21 protein-coding genes are annotated in these 19,773 nt (G+C 37.4%); 9 read left to right on the forward strand and 12 right to left on the reverse strand.

Features of this window, described 5'->3' with window-relative positions; all coding sequences use genetic code 11:
- Nucleotides 1–2 precede the first annotated feature (2 nt).
- The 7 genes from MS6x_RS04405 to MS6x_RS04435 form a co-directional block, all read right to left on the reverse strand.
- Nucleotides 3–1,340: an ABC transporter permease gene (locus tag MS6x_RS04405; protein WP_482607144.1), complete on the reverse strand. Its 1,338-nt coding sequence runs from the start codon at nt 1,338–1,340 to the stop codon at nt 3–5.
- Nucleotides 1,333–2,271: an ABC transporter ATP-binding protein gene (locus MS6x_RS04410; RefSeq protein ID WP_482605578.1), complete on the reverse strand. Its 939-nt coding sequence runs from the start codon at nt 2,269–2,271 to the stop codon at nt 1,333–1,335. The genes MS6x_RS04405 and MS6x_RS04410 overlap by 8 nt, the downstream gene beginning before the upstream one ends.
- Before the next feature lie 301 nt (nt 2,272–2,572).
- Entirely contained in the window at nt 2,573–3,694 is a 1,122-nt protein-coding gene (dnaJ, locus tag MS6x_RS04415; RefSeq protein WP_482605580.1) for a molecular chaperone DnaJ, read from the reverse strand.
- Nucleotides 3,695–3,703: 9 nt separating this feature from the next.
- The gene (locus MS6x_RS04420; protein ID WP_482605582.1) at nt 3,704–4,255 is read right to left on the reverse strand and encodes a nucleotide exchange factor GrpE; all 552 of its coding nucleotides are present in this window, start codon (nt 4,253–4,255) and stop codon (nt 3,704–3,706) included.
- Nucleotides 4,256–4,398: 143 nt separating this feature from the next.
- Nucleotides 4,399–5,361, reverse strand: coding sequence for a TIGR01777 family oxidoreductase (locus tag MS6x_RS04425; protein ID WP_482605583.1), 963 nt, complete (start codon nt 5,359–5,361; stop codon nt 4,399–4,401).
- A 126-nt stretch (nt 5,362–5,487) separates the two neighbouring features.
- Nucleotides 5,488–6,150 carry a tRNA (5-methylaminomethyl-2-thiouridine)(34)-methyltransferase MnmC2 gene (gene mnmC2 / locus MS6x_RS04430; protein WP_482605585.1) on the reverse strand — a complete coding sequence of 221 codons (663 nt, stop codon included), beginning with the start codon at nt 6,148–6,150 and terminating at the stop codon, nt 5,488–5,490.
- 1 nt (nt 6,151) lies between these two features.
- A complete protein-coding gene (locus tag MS6x_RS04435; protein ID WP_482605587.1) occupies nt 6,152–6,646 on the reverse strand; it encodes a DUF4920 domain-containing protein in 495 nt (164 codons plus the stop codon).
- A gap of 107 nt (nt 6,647–6,753) precedes the next feature.
- Between MS6x_RS04435 and MS6x_RS04440 the strand changes: the two genes are divergently transcribed.
- Nucleotides 6,754–7,824 carry a branched-chain amino acid aminotransferase gene (locus tag MS6x_RS04440; RefSeq protein WP_482605589.1) on the forward strand — a complete coding sequence of 357 codons (1,071 nt, stop codon included), beginning with the start codon at nt 6,754–6,756 and terminating at the stop codon, nt 7,822–7,824.
- Between the two features lie 77 nt (nt 7,825–7,901).
- On the opposite strand, the gene MS6x_RS04445 is transcribed toward MS6x_RS04440, so the two are convergent.
- Complete coding sequence (locus MS6x_RS04445) at nt 7,902–8,288, reverse strand: pyrophosphohydrolase domain-containing protein (RefSeq protein WP_482605591.1); 387 nt, start codon at nt 8,286–8,288, stop codon at nt 7,902–7,904.
- Between the two features lie 553 nt (nt 8,289–8,841).
- Between MS6x_RS04445 and crcB the strand changes: the two genes are divergently transcribed.
- From crcB to MS6x_RS04465, 4 genes are all read left to right on the forward strand, one after another.
- The gene (gene crcB / locus MS6x_RS04450; protein ID WP_482605592.1) at nt 8,842–9,213 is read left to right on the forward strand and encodes a fluoride efflux transporter CrcB; all 372 of its coding nucleotides are present in this window, start codon (nt 8,842–8,844) and stop codon (nt 9,211–9,213) included.
- A gap of 502 nt (nt 9,214–9,715) precedes the next feature.
- The gene (locus MS6x_RS04455) at nt 9,716–10,054 is read left to right on the forward strand and encodes a P-II family nitrogen regulator (RefSeq protein WP_482605593.1); all 339 of its coding nucleotides are present in this window, start codon (nt 9,716–9,718) and stop codon (nt 10,052–10,054) included.
- A 29-nt stretch (nt 10,055–10,083) separates the two neighbouring features.
- Entirely contained in the window at nt 10,084–11,322 is a 1,239-nt protein-coding gene (locus MS6x_RS04460) for an ammonium transporter (RefSeq protein WP_482605595.1), read from the forward strand.
- Nucleotides 11,323–11,505: 183 nt separating this feature from the next.
- Nucleotides 11,506–12,504, forward strand: coding sequence for an outer membrane beta-barrel protein (locus MS6x_RS04465; RefSeq protein ID WP_482605597.1), 999 nt, complete (start codon nt 11,506–11,508; stop codon nt 12,502–12,504).
- A gap of 292 nt (nt 12,505–12,796) precedes the next feature.
- Here MS6x_RS04465 and MS6x_RS04470 read toward each other — a convergent pair whose 3' ends face one another.
- The gene (locus MS6x_RS04470; protein ID WP_482605599.1) at nt 12,797–13,447 is read right to left on the reverse strand and encodes a DUF1684 domain-containing protein; all 651 of its coding nucleotides are present in this window, start codon (nt 13,445–13,447) and stop codon (nt 12,797–12,799) included.
- 85 nt (nt 13,448–13,532) lie between these two features.
- Between MS6x_RS04470 and MS6x_RS04475 the strand changes: the two genes are divergently transcribed.
- Nucleotides 13,533–14,261, forward strand: coding sequence for a DJ-1/PfpI family protein (locus MS6x_RS04475; RefSeq protein ID WP_482605600.1), 729 nt, complete (start codon nt 13,533–13,535; stop codon nt 14,259–14,261).
- On the opposite strand, the gene MS6x_RS04480 is transcribed toward MS6x_RS04475, so the two are convergent.
- Nucleotides 14,248–15,663, reverse strand: coding sequence for an alpha/beta hydrolase (locus MS6x_RS04480; protein ID WP_482605601.1), 1,416 nt, complete (start codon nt 15,661–15,663; stop codon nt 14,248–14,250). The genes MS6x_RS04475 and MS6x_RS04480 overlap by 14 nt on opposite strands.
- 105 nt (nt 15,664–15,768) lie before the next feature.
- The gene (locus MS6x_RS04485; RefSeq protein ID WP_482605603.1) at nt 15,769–16,227 is read right to left on the reverse strand and encodes an Lrp/AsnC family transcriptional regulator; all 459 of its coding nucleotides are present in this window, start codon (nt 16,225–16,227) and stop codon (nt 15,769–15,771) included.
- Between the two features lie 173 nt (nt 16,228–16,400).
- On the opposite strand from MS6x_RS04485, the gene MS6x_RS04490 reads away from it, so the two are divergent.
- The 3 genes from MS6x_RS04490 (at nt 16,401) to MS6x_RS04500 (ending at nt 18,419) form a co-directional block, all read left to right on the forward strand.
- Nucleotides 16,401–16,730: a hypothetical protein gene (locus MS6x_RS04490; RefSeq protein WP_482605605.1), complete on the forward strand. Its 330-nt coding sequence runs from the start codon at nt 16,401–16,403 to the stop codon at nt 16,728–16,730.
- Nucleotides 16,731–16,832: 102 nt separating this feature from the next.
- Nucleotides 16,833–17,684, forward strand: coding sequence for a formyltetrahydrofolate deformylase (purU, locus tag MS6x_RS04495; protein WP_482605607.1), 852 nt, complete (start codon nt 16,833–16,835; stop codon nt 17,682–17,684).
- 30 nt (nt 17,685–17,714) lie between these two features.
- Nucleotides 17,715–18,419 (forward strand): DUF4197 domain-containing protein, encoded by a 705-nt coding sequence (locus MS6x_RS04500; RefSeq protein WP_482605609.1) that lies wholly within the window; start codon nt 17,715–17,717, stop codon nt 18,417–18,419.
- Nucleotides 18,420–18,784: 365 nt separating this feature from the next.
- On the opposite strand, the gene MS6x_RS04505 is transcribed toward MS6x_RS04500, so the two are convergent.
- Nucleotides 18,785–19,576: an alpha/beta fold hydrolase gene (locus MS6x_RS04505; RefSeq protein WP_482605611.1), complete on the reverse strand. Its 792-nt coding sequence runs from the start codon at nt 19,574–19,576 to the stop codon at nt 18,785–18,787.
- Nucleotides 19,577–19,773: the final 197 nt, after the last annotated feature.

The following is a 19,773-nucleotide window of genomic DNA, read 5'->3' on the forward strand; positions in this document are numbered from 1 at the left end:
TATCAATATTTGAGCCATTTGAACAACTCCTTATAACTTGGTTTTTTACCATACATTAAGATACCAACCCTATAAATTTTGGCAGCCAACCAAACGATTCCAATAAAGGTAGCTATTAAAATTAGGATAGAGGATACCAACTGCCATACAGGCACTCCGCCATCCCCAATACCACCAGGCAGACGCATCATCATTACAATGGGAGAAGTTAGCGGGAAAAGGGAAAAACCCACTGCGATAGGTCCATGGGGATTACTAAACACAGAGAAAAATCCAACATAAATTGCTAACATTAGAGGAAGGATTATTGGAAATATAAACTGTTGTGTATCCGTTTCGTTATCTACTGCCGCACCGATAGCTGCATAAATAGAGCTGTAAATCAAATAACCAAGAATAAAATAAATCAGGAAAAATGAAATTAACAGACCCCACGGAATATCAAAAAGTTCTTGTGCATATAAATGCATGGTTAAATTGGCAGAGGGTACTCCAGGATTTACACCTTCGCCCATGAGAGGCATAGCTCCAGAACCGGAAACAACAGCGGGATCTATATCAAAAATTGCCAACGCTATAATCAGCAAAATAGTACCGGAAAGAATCCATATAGCAAACTGGGTAATTCCTGCCAAGGATGTGCCTATAATTTTACCTAGCATTAACTGAAAAGGTTTTACCGAAGAAATAATAACTTCAATAATACGGCTGGTCTTCTCTTCTATTACACTTCGCATAACAAACCCGCCATAGATGATGATAAACATCATAATCAAATAACCAAATCCACCTCCTATCAAAGCCTTTATCTCATTAATTCCTTTTAAATTCTGTTCACCATCGAAGGTAGCTATATTCATTTGAAAGGACCGGTCCATCTCCGCATACTCCGAAGTTGAAATTCCTAATTCTCTAAGTCGTTCCTGTTTTAGCCGTTCTTTAAAAATTCGTTCTAAACTTTCTAAAGTACTGGTATTGGGCGCTTCGCTGCTATAGAAAAAGGCTCTTTGTGAAACCAATTCCAGCGTATTTTCGTCTGGTACATAAACGAGGCCATAGTATCCCATATTCAGGGTAGAATCCTTTGCCTCTTCCAACGTAATATCCCTGAAATTTACAAAGGAGGTCGTTTCATTGGAAATAAATTCCGTGGCAAAAAAATCACTCTCATTTAAAATAGTTATTACTCTTTTCTCACTATCGTTTAGTTTGGTTAGATAAGCGATAAGTAAAATCATTGCCACCATTAAAATTGGACTTAAAAACGTCATAATGACAAAGGATTTGTTCCGGACCTTAGCCAAATATTCCCTTTTTATAATTAACGGTAATTTATTCATGGGCATATCCTTTATTTTGAATACTCCGTATAAAGATGTCATTGGCCGAAGGAATAGTCTCCACAAAGCTATTTACATTTGATTTGGACCCAAGTAAACCTAGCAAGGCGGTAGAATCTTCGTTGGGTAACTGTATAGAGAAATCTAATTGCTTTTCACCGCTATCATATTTCGAAGAAAGTATTTGATAGCGGGCTTTTAATTCTAACAACACATCATCTGGAGTCTCTGTAGTCACCCCTACACCGAAAATATTGTTTTTAAATTCTTTTTTTATTTCAGACAATTTACCATCCAAAATCTTTTCTGAACGATGTATGAGTGCTATATATTCACAAAGCTCCTCTACAGATTCCATTCTATGTGTAGAAAATATAATAGAAGTACCCTGCTCTTTGAGCTTCAAAATTTCCTCTTTAATAATATTTGCATTAATCGGGTCAAAGCCGCTAAATGGTTCGTCGAAAATAAGTAGCTTAGGTTCGTGGAGCACCGTAACAATAAACTGAATTTTCTGAGCCATACCCTTGGATAACTCTTGGATTTTTTTCCCCCACCAGTCACCAATTTCCAAACGCTCGAACCAAAATTTCAATTTATTCTTCGCATCTTGCTTTGAGAGGCCCTTTAATTGCGCCAAATACAACGCCTGCTCTCCGACTTTCATACTCTTATACAGGCCACGTTCTTCCGGTAGGTAGCCAATTTGAGAAATATGTTCTGGTTTAAGTGGGGCTCCGTTAAAAAAAACAGTTCCAGTATCCGGATAGGTTATCTGGTTGATTATTCTAATCAGGGTAGTTTTTCCCGCTCCATTTGGACCCAAAAGACCATAAATACTGTTCTTGGGGATTTCAAGGGAAACACTTTTTAGAGCTGTGTAATCTCCAAACTGTTTGGTAACCTCGTCAACTACCAAAATATTGTTCATGTAATCAATTTGTTCAAAGATATTGAATTGTTTTCAACGACAATTTTTAAGAATTGTCTTAACGGTTCTTTTTAACAATGTTTTATCAAGACCAAAATAAAAAGAAGCTTCTACTTGTTTAGTATGCAATTTCACTTTAAAAAACCAAAACACGGCGGACTAAAAGTGTCCTAAAAAGCAAAACCCACCCTTAAATTAATTAAGGATGGGAAAAAAATTGCTATGAAAAAGAAAATTAATATTGGTTTCCCAATATTAATTCAAATATACGTTTTTATTTTAAAATCCAATACTTTTCATGCTAAGAGAACATATCTTTTACTTTTTCAAAGAAAGATTTATCCGATTTTTGGGGTCTTGGCTCAAAATTGTCGGTCCCTTGCATCCTATCAAAAAAGTCTTTCTGCTCCTTGTTGAGTTCTTTGGGCGTCCAAACATTTACATGTACCAATAGGTCTCCGCTACCGTAACCGTTTAAACTGGAAATCCCTTTGCCTCGTAAGCGTAAAATTTTACCAGATTGAATACCGGACTCCAATTTTATGCGCACTTTACCACCAACGGCATCAATTTCTTTTGATGTTCCCAACACCGCATCGGAAATACTTATATACAAATCATAATGTAAGTTGTCACCTTCTCGCTTAAGGGTGTCGTGTTCATGTGTTTCTATAGCCACCAACAAATCTCCTGGAACTCCATTACCTGGGGCCTCGTTTCCTTTATTAGGCACTTTCAACTGCATTCCTTCTTCTACGCCTGCCGGAATATTTATAGAAACAGTTTCCTCCGTAACTCTTAAACCTTGTGCATCTGCGTCCTTGGGCTTGCCATCCAAAATTTGTCCTGCACCGCCACAAGAACTACAGGTAGCCGCGGTCTGCATTCTACCTAAAATAGTATTTTGTATTTTGGTTACCTGACCGCTGCCATTGCAGGTAGCACATGTTTTATAGGTCACACCATCTGCCTGAACCTTGCGCCTTACCTTTACTTTTTTCTCAACACCATTGGCAATTTCTTCCAAGGTAAGCTTTACCCTAATCCGTAAATTACTTCCCTTAACCCTGCGTTGACCGCCACCGCCAAATCCACTGAAACCGCCGAAGCTACCTCCACCAAAGCCACCTCCGAAAATATCACCGAACTGACTAAAGATATCGTCCATGTTCATTCCACCGCCACCGAAGCCACCGCCGCCTTCGAACGCCGCATGCCCAAATTGGTCGTACCTAGCCTTTTTGTCCGCATCGCTTAATACCTCATAAGCTTCGGCTGCTTTTTTAAAGTTCTCTTCTGCAGTTGCATCACCTGGGTTCTTATCAGGGTGAAACTCGATAGCCTTTTTTCGATATGCCTTTTTAACTTCTGCAGCAGAAGCGCCCTTGGATATTCCCAGCACCTCATAATAATCTTGCTTCATAGCTTTGTTTTAATTTCCAACCACCACTTTTGGATGACGTATAATTCTATCTCCTAGTTTAAACCCTTTTTCTATAACATCAATTACCTTACCTTTCATTTTCTTACTTGGAGCAGGTATCTGTGTTATGGCCTCATGAATTTCTGCATCAAAAGCATCTCCAACGCTTACCTTCAAATCTTCTAATCCTTTAGATTTTAAGGCCTCTTTGAACTTGCCGCTAATAAGTTCCACACCTTTGAACATTTCCTTATCCTGAGATTTGGATAGCTCCCTTAAGGCTCGGTCAAAGTCATCCAAAACTGGAAGCAAAGAAACAATTACTTCTTGGCCCGCTGTTTTGAATAAGTCCATTCTTTCCTTGGATGTTCTTTTCTTATAATTTTCGAACTCTGCAAAAAGTCTCAAAAACTTATCCTTTTCCTTAGCAACATCTTCTCTTAACCGTTCTTCCTCGGTCTGCTCAACTTCATCATGGACATCGTTGTGTTCAGTGTTTTCTATCCCTTCTTCCTGTGAAATAGTATCATCTATCTCTTCGGATTTATCTTTATTGTTCATATGATTTTTCGCTGTGTTAATATGATTTTATGAAGGTGGCAAAAGTACTGCCAAATCTTTAAAAATGTCAAAATGTCACCAAAGTTTGTAAAAAAATCCGCCAAAAGCGGATTTAATACATAAACTCTTAAATATCTGAAAAACTATGGGACGTATTCATTTTGTACCGTATCCTCAGGAATACTGCACATACCACTTTTTTCATAAATGGCCTCCAAGGCGTTACATATATTCTGATATTCAAAATCGAAACCTTCTTCTTCTATTTTTTTACTGCTCACCCGCTGGCTAGCAAACAAAATATAGGACATTTCACCTAAGATTGTCCGCATAACAAACCTTGGAATATTGGGCAAGAACAAGGGTTTTTCTAAAATTTTTGCTACCTCTTTAACCAATTTATTATTCGTTATTGGATTTGGTGCTACGCCATTATATACTCCTTTTAAGCCATTTTCGGCAATGAAAAGAAACATACGCGCCAAGTCAGTGATATGAATCCATGATTGCCACTGCTCCCCGGAGCCAAAAGCCGCTCCGACATATAGTTTTATAGGTTTGGCAATTTCCGGTAAAGCACCACCTTTGGAAGACATTACCAAGCCAATACGCACTTTGCTTACCGTTATGCCCAAGGCTTTAAATTCGTCTGTTTTACGTTCCCAAGCCGCAACTACATCTCCTAAGAAACTTTCGTCAACATCTGTTTCCTTCTCCTCATAATAGTTATCCAGGGAATTTGGGTATATGCCAATAGCAGATGCGGATATAAACGAAGTTACCTGATGCGCGGGCGACTCGGATAATAATTGATGTAATGTATTTAACGTCTCTATCCTACTATTCAAAACTTCCTGCTTGTACGATGCAGTCCATCTTTTAGAAATACTAGCGCCAGCTAAATTGATGATCACCGAAACATCTTTTAGGCAGTCTTTATTAACTTCGCCCATTTTAGGGTTCCAATAGAATCCCTTGTAGTTGGTTTCAGAAACCAACTTACGTTTACTCGTGGTAAGATAGTTTACATCATACTCTTTAGCATGACATTGCTCCACCAACTCCTGACCGACTAGACCTGTTGCACCTGTAATCAATACTTTCATAGTTCAAAGGTATTAGATTTAAATAAAGCACAGGCTAGCTTTAATTTCGATTTAACAGTGTTGTTTAAGATAATATACTACACCACAACACCTTAATTCTAAAAAAAAGAGGTTCAGATATTTAACTTAAGGTTTTTGTGCACGGAGCATTTCTCGCTTACCCGGAGGTCCGGGAAGTCTTTCCACTCTAAAACCAACGGCTAGCATAGCCCTCCTAACACTACCTTTGGCAGCATAGGTAACCAGGTAACCCTTACTTTTTAAAGCCTCGAACATTTTTTTAAAAATAGCAACGGTCCATAACTCTGGCTGCACTCTAGCACCAAAAGCATCAAAATAAATAAGGTTAAACATCTCTTGATCATGAATATCCTTAAAATACATTTTCTTTTTGGTAATTGTAAAAAATGGTCCGATTTCACAAGGAACCTCCCAAGGAGAAGTATGTAACTGCTTAAAATAAACATGCTTGTCAAGAACATTGAGCTTGGCAACATACTCCAATTGGCTTGCCTCTTCCCAGGTAACTGGGTATGCCTCTATGCCACGGTAGTTGACATGGTAATTCCCTTTCTCGGCCTCCAAAAAAGTTATAAAGGCATTTAAGCCGGTACCCAGACCTATCTCAAGAATATCCAAGGAGGTATTATCGAACAAATCTAGCCCGCTCCTAATAAACACATGATACGCCTCTTGTATGGCACCGTGCTTGGAATGGTACTGCTCGTCCCAATCCTTTAACTGAATCGTCTTTGAGCCATCACCGGTAGTTATTATTTGCCGTTCCAAACTAGTCTTTTAGCAAAACCCCATTGGCCTCAAAACCATAAGTCTTTTTTGGAGTGGTTATTTTTGCCAATTCAGCAGCTGTTGCACCACCATCCTCTGCATAATGCCTTTGGTCTTCCACACTCATGGATTCTACAAAGGCTAAACCGTTAACGATAACGTGTTTGCCCTCTATGTCGTTTGGCATAAAAAAACCATAGTCTTTAAAACGCACCATCGCTTCCTCTCCATCGGCCAATTCCAGCTTCATCCAGCAACCTTTGGACTTACAGACCTCCTTTACTTTGGCAACGAATTTTGTTTGCAAGGTGTCATTTTCAGCAATATTGTTATAGTTGGCTAACATACTCTTTACATCCTTAGCATCAAGAGCCTCAATCTTTTCCCCAAAAGAACGAAATTGCTCCTTAGAATCACTAGCATCTTCAGCATTATTCTGTCCTTTACAAGATAATAACATCGCAAAAACCACAAGTAAAATGTTAAAACTTTTCATATTCTCCAAAAATTAGATTTCACATACAAAACTGGTCATTTTTAAACTAAAAAAGAAGTGACCATTAGGATATTTGATTACATTTAATCTCTAAAATTAATCATTTAATGGGTATCGAAACAAAAAGTATTAGCATAGAAAAGGTTCAAACTTCCAAAATTGACCAAATAGATTTCGACAATTTAGCCTTTGGATCGGTATTTAGCGACCATATGCTCGTATGCGATTATAAGAACGGTGCATGGGAAACTCCTAAAATTGTTCCATATCAAAATATAAGCTTAGACCCCTCGGCAAAAATTTTCCATTATGGACAGTCGATTTTCGAAGGAATGAAGGCCTACAAGGATAAGAACAATGACATCTTCCTTTTTAGACCTTTAGATAATCATAAAAGGTTTAATATTTCTGCAAAGAGAATGTGTATTCCAGAGATTCCAGAGGATTATTTTATGGAGGGACTAACGACACTCTTAAAGCTTGATAGTGCCTTTATTCCTACCGATGAAGGATCTTCGTTGTACATACGACCTTTCATGTTCGCTACCGGCAAAGGGTTTCATGCCTCTCCCGCAGATGAATATAAATTCATAATTGCGTGCGCGCCTTCCGGAGCTTATTTCGGAGGTGAAGTCAAAGTATTAATAGAACAGACCTATTCACGCTCTGCAAACGGCGGTGTTGGTTTTGCTAAGGCAGGAGGTAACTACGCAGGTCAGTTCTATCCTACGCAATTAGCTATCTCAAAAGGATACAACCAAGTTATTTGGACGGATGATACAGAGCATGAGTACATAGAAGAAGCAGGAGCAATGAACATTTTTGTTCGCATTAACGATACGCTAATTACAGGCCCAACCAGCGATAGAATATTGGACGGAATTACCCGAAAAAGCATTATTGAAATTGCAAAAAAAGAAGGAATCCCTGTAGAAGTTAGAAAAATAACCGTTACCGAAGTAGTAAATGCGGCCAAGGCAGGTACTTTAAAAGAAATGTTCGGTGCTGGAACTGCTGCGGTAATTTCTCCAATAGCTGCATTTGGATTTAAGGATACCGATTATGAGCTACCTAAGCTAGATGCCCCATACGCACAAAGAATAAAAAAGATTATTACTGACATTCAATACCACAAGTCGGAAGACCCCTATGGCTGGAGTTATAAGGTATCTAAGTAGTTATTCTAAGTGTAAAAACAATTCTGGCGGAATAGTACAAGTATTCCGCCAGAATTATTTTTACCGCTAATACGGGATTATATGTCCAAAATAGACGCAATATTAGGTTTAGAATAATTAGGTCCTTTAAGCACCTTCCCATCTTCCCTATAAATAGGTTTTCCATTGGCACCTAGCTTGCTCATATTACTTCGCTGTATCTCATAAAAAACTTCCTCGATTTTATGCTGCATTCCGTGCTCCAGAATCGTACCGCAAAGAATATACAGCATATCTCCGAGGGCATCGGCGACCTCAACCATATCATTATTCGTTGCCGCTTCCAAGTATTCCTTGTTTTCTTCAGCCATTAAATTAAACCGCAATAGATTTTTGGACACACCCAAATCTGATTTTAATTCATTTGAAACTCCTAGCCCAAAGGATTCGTGAAATAGTTGAACACAATTGATTTTGTCTTTCATCTTAAACTGTTCTGATTTTCTGTTAGCTTTGCGTAAAAATATAAAATATGTTCAGTAGCGGACAACTAATTTTTGGAGGCCTTTTTGCCGTCGTATTTCTTGTTATAATTGTTATTTCATATAAGAAAGACCTACAGTTGCATCAAAAAAATTATAAAGGTGTTAAATGGGTGGCCGTATTCTTTGCAGTATTCCTGATTATACTATTTATGATTAAACTTTTCCTTAAAAATTAACTAATTTTTTACCTACACCACAAAAAACTTATCCTACACAACAAAAAAACAATTTTGCACGTATATCATACCAAATAGCGTAATTTTGCGTTATACAGCTATAAAGGGGTATAATATTATGATGGCTTTTCTTACAATTTTTTTAATCTTAATTGGACTTAACGCGTTTATGTTATTGGCAAGCATGCCAATGTGGAGTAAAAGAGCAACAAAAAAATCCCCAAAAGTTGCCAAAAATTCCGGTTCTATAGTGTATCCAATTAATTTACTTAACTCGGAACTTAAAAAAGCAGTATAGTTTTTTACCTTTAACAGGTATGAAGCAGTTATTACTTGTCTTTTTAGGAGGAGGTGTTGGAAGCTTATTGCGATTTTGGATTTCAAAATCTCTTAATACCTATTTTTCAAACTTTTATCTCGGAACCTTTCTTGTAAATATACTAGGATGCCTTTTTATAGGGTTTCTTCTGGGATTGTCCCTTAAAACAAATGCTCTTTCTCATAATCAAACACTGCTACTAGCAACTGGATTCTGTGGAGGCTTCACTACCTTTTCCACATTTGCCATGGAGGGTCACTTGTTACTAAAAGACGCCAACCTACTCCACTTTTCTTTTTACACCATACTTAGTATCGCAATAGGAATCGTTGCCGTAACTATTGGCCTATGGGCATCCAAACTATTCTAAAAATTCTATTATATCACACATTTCTAAAATACCTCCTTACTAATTTTGCCATTTTCCATACTGAGTTTATCATTGTATATAGCTAATTGGACATTTTCTTTGCTTGAATTAAGAGCTTAAGCTGTTTTAATTTTAAAACTGTAAACCTCTACATTCCTAACACCTTACCAAATAAAACTATTTGCATACCGACCTATTTTTTCCAAACGCTAACGATAAGCCCTAGAGTTTCTAGATAATACCTAACAGAGCTGAATTCCCTTTCTTTTAGCACGCGCCCAAATATCCTTAGGTTTTATTGTATTTAAATACTGCTCAAAATAGTAAACTCCTATTCCTAGCCCATAAGCATATTCATAATATTATACTATTTATCAAGTCATACCCATATTTAAATAGGGTATAAATAATGATAATTATAAAAATTAATGATTATACCCCCTTATACATAGGGTGTTAAAAATTTTAACATACATTTGACCCACACAAAACCAATTATCAGATGAAAAAAATCGAAGCAATTATCAGAAAATCCAAGTTTGAGGATGTCAAGGAGGCGTTGCATCAAATTGAGGTAAATTTCTTTAGTTACTGGGACGTAACTGGGGTTGGAAACGAAAAGCAAGGTCATGTGTATAGGGGTATTTCCTATAGCACTACGGACATACAACGAAGATATCTTTCTATAGTCGTATCGGATGAATTTGTACAAAAAACAGTAGGTGCCATTCTTGAATCTGCCTACAGTGGGAACGTAGGTGACGGGAAAATTTTTGTTTCCGATGTAATAGAAGCTTACCGTATACGTACGAAAGAAAACGGACAGGCAGGTATCAACTAAATTCATAACACTAACTAAAACTTTTTATAATGGACGCAGGATTATTTACAGCAAACAATGTATGGATGATGGTAGCTACCGCTTTGGTATTCTTCATGCACACAGGTTTTGCCTTTTTAGAAATAGGTTTAACCAGACAAAAAAACACAATCAATATCTTATTTAAAAATATTTTCATCATTACAGGCGGGTTACTTCTTTACTATGGATGGGGCTTTAACCTTATGTACCCCGGTTTTGAAGACGGAGACATGGGAATCCTCAAATTCGCTGGATTTGGAATAGGTGCACCGGAAAACGGCATGACACCTGACTACGCAAGTGGCGGTTATACTTGGTGGACAGACTTTCTTTTCCAAGGTATGTTCGCGGCTACAGCGGCAACAATAGTATCAGGAGCCGTCGCTGAACGAATGAAAATCCTAGCTTTTATGATTTTCACCGTAATCTACGTTGGCCTCGTATATCCTATAGTAGGAGCATGGAAATGGGGTGGTGGATTCTTGGATTCTTGGGGATTCTATGATTTTGCAGGTTCTACATTGGTACATTCCGTCGGAGGCTGGGCGGCCATGGTTGCCATTGCACTTCTTGGTGCGAGAACTGGCAAATTTGGCAAGGATGGTAAAGCAAAGGCAATACCGGGCCATAATATACCTTTAGCAACTGCTGGTGTGTTAATACTATGGTTGGGATGGTTTGGATTCAACGGAGGTTCTGTACTTTCTGCTGATCCAGAATTAACGTCGTTGGTTTTGGTGACCACAAGTTTAGCGGCCGCGGCTGGCGGTTTTGGTGCAATGATTCTATCCACGATTCTTTACAAGAACTTAGACTTGACGATGTTCTTAAACGGAATCCTTGGTGGATTGGTAGGAATTACAGCTGGTGCCGACCTAATGTCTCCAAACGAGGCTGTAATTATTGGTTTCCTCGCAGGTATTATTATAGTCTTGGGAGTAGCATTGGTAGACAAATTAAAACTAGATGACCCTGTTGGCGCGGTAGCTGTACACTTAATCTGTGGTATTTGGGGAACCCTTGCAGTTGGGATTTTTGGAGCAAAGGCAGGTGGGGAGCAATTTTTGACCCAATTATATGGAGTATTGATCGTGGGAAGCTTCTGTATAGTTACTTCAGGGATTATTCTTGGAGTTTTAAAGGCCACCTTAGGACTTCGCGTTTCCAAAGAAGAGGAAGTAGAAGGTTTAGATATTCACGAACACGGCATGGATGCCTATTCCGACTTTAGGATGAACCAACATTAAAAAACATTGAAAAATTAAAACGGAGCGTTTTGCAGAACGCTCCGTTACATAACCCTTTTCAACAAATTAATATTACTCATTTAAAAAAATCCACTACAGGATATTAAAACAAGCACTTATGAAAACGATTACATGTACAAAATTCGTAAAAAAATATTTCTATCCCTATTAATCCTATTTTCTTTGACAGTAGTTACTGCTCAAGAGGAAGAAGAAAAATCTAACTTTTCGGTTAGTGGTTCTATTGATGCTTATTATCGAGCTAATCTAAATGCTGGTAATGGGATAGATGCTCAAGCACCAGGAAGCTCATTTGCCAACCTTCCTGGTTTTGCGTTGGGCATGGCTAACGTTATAGGTAGCTACGAAGGCGAAAAAGTAGGGTTCGTGGCTGATTTAGTATTTGGACCAAGGGGAACAGATGCAATTTTTGCTTCCCCAATGTATTCGTCTACGGGTGATATAGTAAACCAATTATACGCATATTGGAACGTTAGCGATAAGGTGAAATTAACATTTGGTAACTTCAACACATTCTTAGGTTATGAAGTGATTTCTCCAACTGCCAACTTCAACTATAGTACTTCATACCTATTTTCTTACGGGCCATTTTCACATACCGGTCTAAAAGCAGACTTCACGCTATCGGAAGATTTTAGTTTGATGTTGGCCGTAATGAACCCTACTGATTTAACAGAATTTAATCCTACCGGGCAATACGCCTACGGAGTTCAATTAGGGTATAGCGGACAATATGCTAATTTCTTGATGGACAATGGTTCTTTTGAAATTGATTATACCGGTGGTTTTGAACTATCGGACACCTTTTTTCTTGGCTTGAACGCGGCAATGTTTAGCGGAGATGAGGAAGATGGTATCGGAAGTTTTGCCGGTGTTGCCGTCTATCCACAATTGGCAACTTCAGAAAATTTTACCATTGGACTTCGGGGAGAGTACTTTTCCGAGACCGATTTCTTTGGAGCAATTGGCGCAGTTGATGCCAATGGCGATGCTAGTGTTTTTGCAGCTACATTAACTGGAAGCGCAACAATTGGAAATCTTATGATAAAACCAGAATTGAGACTGGATACTGCGTCGGAAGACAACAACTTCATTAATGGTGACGGAGAGCCTATCGGAAGTCTTTCCTCTTTCGTTTTAGCAGCTATCTACTCCTTCTAAGAACAAAGTTAATTGGTTGGTTTTTTATCAACTGAACTAAAGACCCGGTATAAAAGCCGGGTCTTGTAATTTCAGTACCATTTACCATTTAAACCTATGGTTGCAAAACGTGTCTTCTTCCTTTCCATCTCACTTTAAAGTAACCTTAAATTGTACCGAAATAAGTACGGAACACGCAGCTATGCTCTATTCTTACATTTCCTATAAAGAAAACATAAATACCCGTTCTACCAAGGAGCAGCTATTTTTCCTTTAGGGTATTGTCAAAGAATAACCGTTATAACTAAAAAATCTACTTTTTAAAATCCTTTACACCAGCAAGTATTTTAGTCTCTAATGTATTAACCTTGGGGACAATAGGGCACGAATATTTTGGGTTGTAGGCACAATACGGATTATAGGCTTGGTTAAAATCAAGTACAAGGGTATTCCCCTCGGGAATCCTTAAGTCTAGATAACGGCCTCCACCATAAGTCTCATTTCCATTCGTCTGATCGGAAAAAGGCAGAAATAAATAGTCAACATAGTCCTTATCTTCAACCAACTCTGTATTTTGATATACTTCCAACGAATATTCTTTACCCTTTAGTGTAAATGTAACGATACCATAAACAACTTCTTCAGATGTTCTACCTGTGTTGGTAGGCATTAAAAAAGGAAGTGCCTCTGGTGTTCTTATCAAATTGGCCGTTACCACATAGGTAGTATCGGGAGCAAAAAAATCCAAAGTTTCAAATTCTGAACGAAACCGGTCTGGTAACGGAGATTGTTCAGGATTCTTAAATTCTGCATTTAACGATTGCTGAAATTTAAAAACCGTTGCAATCTTATCCGATGTTGTTTCTGCCGTAATTTCATCTTTCTCATCGTGGTATTTTTTACCCTCTTTACAGCCAAAGGATAATACGACCATCAAGATTAAAGCATTCCATTGAAAGCGCATGGTAGATTTTTTTTACAAAAATACAATTTTAGAAGAAGTACCTTTCATTTTCATTGTACTTTGCAAATGGATAAAAGACTTTAAAATGAAACAGGTATCAGTAGTATTCACATTATTTTTTATTCTATTTGGTTGTACCGAAAAACCCAAGAAGCTCAAATCCGAAGCCCGCACGCTACCAAAATTGGAAAGCGATAGGTATAACGTTGCTTTTCTAATTATGGATGGTGTTTATAATACCGAGTTTACGGCACCATATGATATATTTCAACATACAGTATACAGAGAAAACATCAAAGCAATGAATACTTTCACAGTTGCAAATACACTTAATCCCATCACTAGTTTTGAAGGATTACGATTTTTGCCTGATTATGATTATACAAAAGATGTGCTGCCGCGAATAGATATTTTGGTGGTACCAAGTGCCGAACATCATCTAGACAGTGACCTAAAAGACAAAAATCTACTGAATTTTATAAAACAAGTGGACAAGGAGGCGATGTATGTAACCAGCCATTGCGATGGTGCCTTTATTCTTGCAAAGACCGGGATTTTAGACGATGTAGTTTCTACTACTTTTCCAAGCGATATTGACGCTTACAAAAACATGTTTCCCCAATTAACCGTAAAGGATAGTGTTTTATTTGTTCACGACGGAAAATACATTACATCGGCCGGAGGTGCCAAAAGTTTTGAAGCCGCCCTATATCTTTGCGAAGTGCTATATGGCAAAGAAGTGGCCATTTCATTGGCCAAAGGCTTAGTTATAGATTGGGATTTAGGCGCAGTACCACACCTTACTCTTCCCTAATGTCGTAACGTGAACTCTCCAAATACTTTTCAACCAATGCATTAAACTCAGGGGAAATTCTTAAAAGAGCGGTATGCTCAACCGCGTAAAGTTCTTCCTTATTTTTATATCCTCGTTTTAATAATTCTTCTAGATAAAAAAGTGAAGTACCATAATCCTCTACTTTGGCACTGTTGGAAATGACATTGAGATAATAGGTGAAATTTTCCGGTTCGGTAACCGTCTTAAGCATGTACAGAAAAGTTAATGCCTCCATATCCAAGACCTTTTCAGCTGTAATCAAATCAATGGTATCTTCGATTAACGCATTTAGATAACCGCGTAGCCTGTGAGACATTTGTTTATTATATACACTAGGACTTTCGGCTAATTTATCCAACTCGCCCATTTGATAGTTCCACCAACCTAAATTATTGTAATTATAGGTCATTACATCCTCCTCTAAATAGTAAACATAGTCCTCCTTGGTAAAACTTTCTTTTAGAAATACAGCATTTTGATTTCTTCTATTGCTCTTAAAAGAACTAGTTCTACGAAGTTGTTTTCTAATATCCTTTAAGGAATCCAATTCTATCCAAGGACCGTAAATACGAATCATTTCCGATAGTTTATGCTCTGCTAACAAAGGCTTTTGATCAGAGAACAGGCTATTGGCAGCAGTAAGCGACTCTTGATATGAATTTACCATCTTCTGCTCATCCTTTAGCACCTCTCCTTTTGCCATAGCGGACAGGGTCAATATATTAAGAGCACTAGCGATTAAATCTGAAGAAGGCCATTCATGGCCTCCATCGAACAATAATAGTTGATTTGGAAATTTTAAGCGATCTAAGGTCTTACGGGTTTCCAGCATATCTAAAAAATTATAATCTTCTCGCCCTACGATTCCAACAAAATAAAAAGGATTCTTTGTACTAAGGATGTCCAAACTACCAACAGCGGCACCACAGGAAATAACGCCTTTAATTCCCTTCACAAAATTAGGAACTATAGATGCGAACCTAGCTGCATCCGAAAAACCTGCTGTATACGTATGTTCCTTTTGCAAAGGCAACAGGTCATAAGCAGCATTAAAAAATCTGTTGGCAATGAGAATGTTCTTTGACAGCGATAAGGTGTCATTTGTATTGTTGGAGGTTGCGAGAACGTATCCCTCTTGCTCCGCAGCAGTCCTGAACATAGACAATGCTTGTTTTCCCTTACCTTGCATATCAAAAACAAAAACCATGGGCCAGTTTTTAGAAACATCAAAAGAACTGGGCAGATAAACGGAAAAGGATTCTTTTAAGGAATCATTGACAACGATGTTTTCGGTTATCGCCCCTTTAACAAGATTAACGTTTTGAGCCAGCAACATTGCTGGTAATAAAAAAAGAAGAAAGAGAATAGCATTTTTTTTCATATTCCAGAAAGTAATCAAAAATCTAGCCAAAATTTTATTTTAAAGTTAAGAAATTCATTTTTCACAATTGCTCTAGTCCTATCAAAACAATTGAAAACAATGAACTTAGTTAGGCTCACTGCGAATGGGAGCGTTGGCAATTACATGGGATAGCACAATACTAGTTCTTGTTTCCCCATACTGGATTAATTTATCTATGAACTTTTCCAGATGAAACTGATCTTTAAGCACCACCTCCATAACAATATTTTCATTACCCGTAATCCGGTAACAATTTATAACCTCGTCAAATGTAGGTACTAAAGCCAAAAAAGGCTTCAACTTGCCCATAAACGCCCTTAAGGTAATAATCGCTTTTAACTGATGACCGGTATGTGAATGGGATACCACTGCATTATACCCCAGAATAACGCCTGTGTCCTCCATTTTCTTTACGCGCTCCCCAACGGCAGGTGCAGTAAGACCAATATACCTGCCAATATTCGCAAAGGATTCCCTAGCATTTTCCTGCAAACGATTCAATATTTTCCAGTTCAGCGCATCTATCTTTATATTCGATTTCATTTTACCCTTTATTATTTTGTTTCAAAAGTAAATTTAGCAAATTGATTTATAATAAAAAGTATTCTATTAAGATTGCGTAGTAACTTTATGACATAAGGAAAGGTTTGAATACAATGTCTAAAAAGAGTCTACAGCACATACCTATTTACAGACAAGCATTAAATCTCTGCTTCATGAGCAGGGAAATAGCTTCCTACGTCTCATTAAACAAAGACCTATTAAAACTTTATGAGTCTAATAGTCTACGGGATAGTATTGCTAATTCGTTGCTAACCGACACTATCCTTATACCACAAAAGATTGTTGACGCCGAGTTTTCCGCATCTATCTCCGAACGCAAGCGGAGCATTTCGTTCATCAACATTATGATTAGAAATATCAACTCCTACTGTAGAGGACTGGAAAAAGACGGCGTAAAAGAAATAGAATATCTTAACCTACTGCGTGCAGAATTACGAAGTTTTAGAAAACAGTACAAGAAGTGGAAAGTTTCCATGACGTAAGACCCCTACCGCTTACATATTCAAAAAAAGCGGATAAACAGTTAACCTACCTACTTGCCATTAGTCATAATAAGTTACTTTTGATGGCTAAAATAGATTATTTTGAAAGTTGTAATCCTCATCAACTGTCCGGATAAGGCAGGTATCATAAGTTCCGTTACCCAATTCATTCATTCCCATTCTGGCAACATTATTTACTTGGACCAGCATGTAGATAAATCTTCAAACGTATTTTTTATGCGTTTAGAAACAGAATTTGAAGATGAAGGTTTTGAAACCGACAATTTTAAAAGCGCCTTTGAGACCTCAATTGCGCAGCCGTATACTATGCATTGGAATCTTCATTATGATACCACAAAACCCAAAATGGCACTTTTCGTATCTAAATATAACCATTGTTTATACGATTTATTGGGCCGACAAAATTCCGGAGAACTTGCTGTAGATATCCCCTTTATCCTAAGCAATCATCCTGACCTTAAATTTATTGCCGACCAATTTGGTATTCCCTTTTTCCACATACCGTTCTCCAAAGAGAACCGAATGAAAGCAGAAACCAAACAATTAGCCCTTTTAAAAGAACATAAGATAGATTTTATAGTTCTTGCTAGGTATATGCAAATCATAGGAAAAAACTTAATCGATGTTTTTCCAAATCGTATTATAAATATACACCACTCCTTTTTACCTGCTTTTGCAGGGGCAAAACCTTATCACGCTGCCTTTAAACGAGGGGTAAAAATAATTGGCGCCACTAGCCATTATGTTACAGCAGCACTGGATGAAGGCCCTATTATAGAGCAGGATGTTATTCCTGTATCACACTCACACAGCATTTCCGATTTTATCAGCAAGGGAAGGGATTTGGAAAAAATTGTTCTTTCCCGCGCCATTAAACTCCACGTGCTAAGAAAAACAATGGTCTATAACAATAAAACCGTTATTTTCTCGTAAAACCATAAACACTAAACTTCAAATAGTATCATGAAAAAAATTGCACTAATTATTGGAATAACATTATTTGTCTCCTGTAATGAATTACAACAAGTCGTAAATCAACTACCATCAGAAACTACAGGCCTTGGGAACGAGGAAATTGGAAACGGATTACGTGCTGCATTGGACAAAGGCATTACCAAACAAGTCAGTAGATTAACAAAAACCGATGGTTTTTTCAAAAACGACCTTGTAAAAATCCTTATGCCGGAGGAACTTAGAAAAGTAGATAAAACCTTGCGAGATATAGGATTGGGAAATTTGGCCGACGAAGGGTTAAAAGTATTGAACAGAGCGGCTGAAGATGCTGTTGGTGAAGCCACTCCAATTTTTATAAATGCGGTAAAGGAGATTTCGTTTAACGATGCAAAAGGAATCCTCCTCGGAAATGAACAAGCTGCAACTGATTATTTAAAAGAAAGAACAACAACAGCGCTTTATGATAAATTTAATCCTGTTATAAAATCCTCTTTTCAAAAAGTTGGAGCCGATAAGGTTTGGGCCTCTTTAATAAACAAATACAATTCAATTCCATTAACATCAAATGTAAATCCAGATTTAACGGACTACGTAACTCAAGAAGCCTTAAAAGGTGTCTATACCATGATTGCTGTTGAAGAAAAAGAAATAAGAACTAAAGCATCTTCTAGAACAACTGACTTGCTTAAAAAAGTATTTGCGCTTCAGGATTAAAAAAACACTAAAAGAAAACAATATTCTATAAAATAGGACGTTAAAAATACTGAGTTTCAAGTTTTTGACTTAAAAAATTAAACATAAAATTTTATTTTTTTAGTTAGTAATTTTGAGTTAGTTAGTTAGTTTAAAACCGGTGGGAGCACCGGTTTTTTTGTTTTCAAAATTTTATAACAGATGGTTTTATTCCTATTTAAAAGGCAATCTGGTTAATGCCAATAGAACCAAAAAGACGCAGCTTTCTCCGAAATGTCCAAAGCCACATTTATAGCCTTTAGCCTTTCACCAAGAAGATAAACGCTTAAAAGTTTCTGTAATCGAACAAAACCGTGCACTAGTATAACAATAGACTATAAATACACCTACTTGGCATTCCCCATTCCCACCAAGTAGCCTATGACCATATTATTGAACAACTGCGGCTGCTCTATGTTCACCACGTGGCCACAATCCTGTATTATGAATAAATTTGAAGTCTTGTGGGCAGATGCTATTTTTTTTATCGTAGGTAAAAACAGATAGTCTTCCTCACCCATAACATATAAGGTAGGTATCTTAATATCCGCAGATCTAAAAAATCGTAACAACGGATTAATTTCAGAAGTAAGCTTAAACCATCGTATAAATTCTTTTTGATATAGTTTTTTTGCCTCCCTAACAAACAACAATCTAGATTCCCTGTGGTTTCTGTTGGGCATAATTACAAAAGCAAAGAACTTATAAAGCCATAGATATGGCACCACAGATTTAAAAACTACGCCCAAACGCATAAGAATCTGAGAACGTAAATTTAATTTCATTATGGCGCCACCCATAATCATACTTTCTACCCTGTGCGGATGCTTTTCCGCCAAGTTTCGTATTAAAATAGTACCTAATGAAATACCAATAAAATGTGATTTCTCAACGTTTTCAAAATCTATTACCTCAAGAATATCTTCGGTAATCGAGTCAAAAGTATACTGATCACTAAAAGCGTTTTTTAGATTGGGCTTGGAATCCCCATGACCACGTAAATCAAGGAGTAGAATATTAAAGAATTTCCTAAACTCCCTTACCTGCTTATACCAGATAGAAGAGCTTCCTCCTGCACCATGAACGAAGGTTACCCAGGTAGGAGAATCTTTATGAATATATTTCGTATAGTTTAACAATATAAGTTAGGGCGTCCTTTAGATAAAGCCAATGAGCAATGTAAATAATCTTTTTGAATTGAAGTAGGTTTAAGCAAAAAATAACATAAACGGATTTCGGTTTTTACCGGATTCTCATCCATAACGTTAAATAAAAGACAAATTACCTGATTATTAGTTCTATAGCAAGTATCTGAACATCCAAAAGAGGATATCGT

The organism is Maribacter sp. MS6, from assembly GCF_056839185.1.

Coding starts and splice junctions, on each gene's coding strand:
- MS6x_RS04480 (WP_482605601.1), bottom strand. CDS start 15,663: ATGAAAAAAAATGCTATTCTCTTTCTTCTTTTTTTATTACCAGCAATG.
- MS6x_RS04445 (WP_482605591.1), bottom strand. CDS start 8,288: ATGAAAGACAAAATCAATTGTGTTCAACTATTTCACGAATCCTTTGGG.
- MS6x_RS04420 (WP_482605582.1), bottom strand. CDS start 4,255: ATGAACAATAAAGATAAATCCGAAGAGATAGATGATACTATTTCACAG.
- MS6x_RS04460 (WP_482605595.1), top strand. CDS start 10,084: ATGGACGCAGGATTATTTACAGCAAACAATGTATGGATGATGGTAGCT.
- MS6x_RS04470 (WP_482605599.1), bottom strand. CDS start 13,447: ATGCGCTTTCAATGGAATGCTTTAATCTTGATGGTCGTATTATCCTTT.
- MS6x_RS04425 (WP_482605583.1), bottom strand. CDS start 5,361: ATGAAAGTATTGATTACAGGTGCAACAGGTCTAGTCGGTCAGGAGTTG.
- MS6x_RS04500 (WP_482605609.1), top strand. CDS start 17,715: ATGAAAAAAATTGCACTAATTATTGGAATAACATTATTTGTCTCCTGT.
- MS6x_RS04405 (WP_482607144.1), bottom strand. CDS start 1,340: ATGAATAAATTACCGTTAATTATAAAAAGGGAATATTTGGCTAAGGTC.
- MS6x_RS04455 (WP_482605593.1), top strand. CDS start 9,716: ATGAAAAAAATCGAAGCAATTATCAGAAAATCCAAGTTTGAGGATGTC.
- MS6x_RS04475 (WP_482605600.1), top strand. CDS start 13,533: ATGAAACAGGTATCAGTAGTATTCACATTATTTTTTATTCTATTTGGT.
- MS6x_RS04435 (WP_482605587.1), bottom strand. CDS start 6,646: ATGAAAAGTTTTAACATTTTACTTGTGGTTTTTGCGATGTTATTATCT.
- dnaJ (WP_482605580.1), bottom strand. CDS start 3,694: ATGAAGCAAGATTATTATGAGGTGCTGGGAATATCCAAGGGCGCTTCT.
- crcB (WP_482605592.1), top strand. CDS start 8,842: ATGAAGCAGTTATTACTTGTCTTTTTAGGAGGAGGTGTTGGAAGCTTA.
- MS6x_RS04485 (WP_482605603.1), bottom strand. CDS start 16,227: ATGAAATCGAATATAAAGATAGATGCGCTGAACTGGAAAATATTGAAT.
- MS6x_RS04410 (WP_482605578.1), bottom strand. CDS start 2,271: ATGAACAATATTTTGGTAGTTGACGAGGTTACCAAACAGTTTGGAGAT.
- MS6x_RS04440 (WP_482605589.1), top strand. CDS start 6,754: ATGGGTATCGAAACAAAAAGTATTAGCATAGAAAAGGTTCAAACTTCC.
- MS6x_RS04490 (WP_482605605.1), top strand. CDS start 16,401: ATGAGCAGGGAAATAGCTTCCTACGTCTCATTAAACAAAGACCTATTA.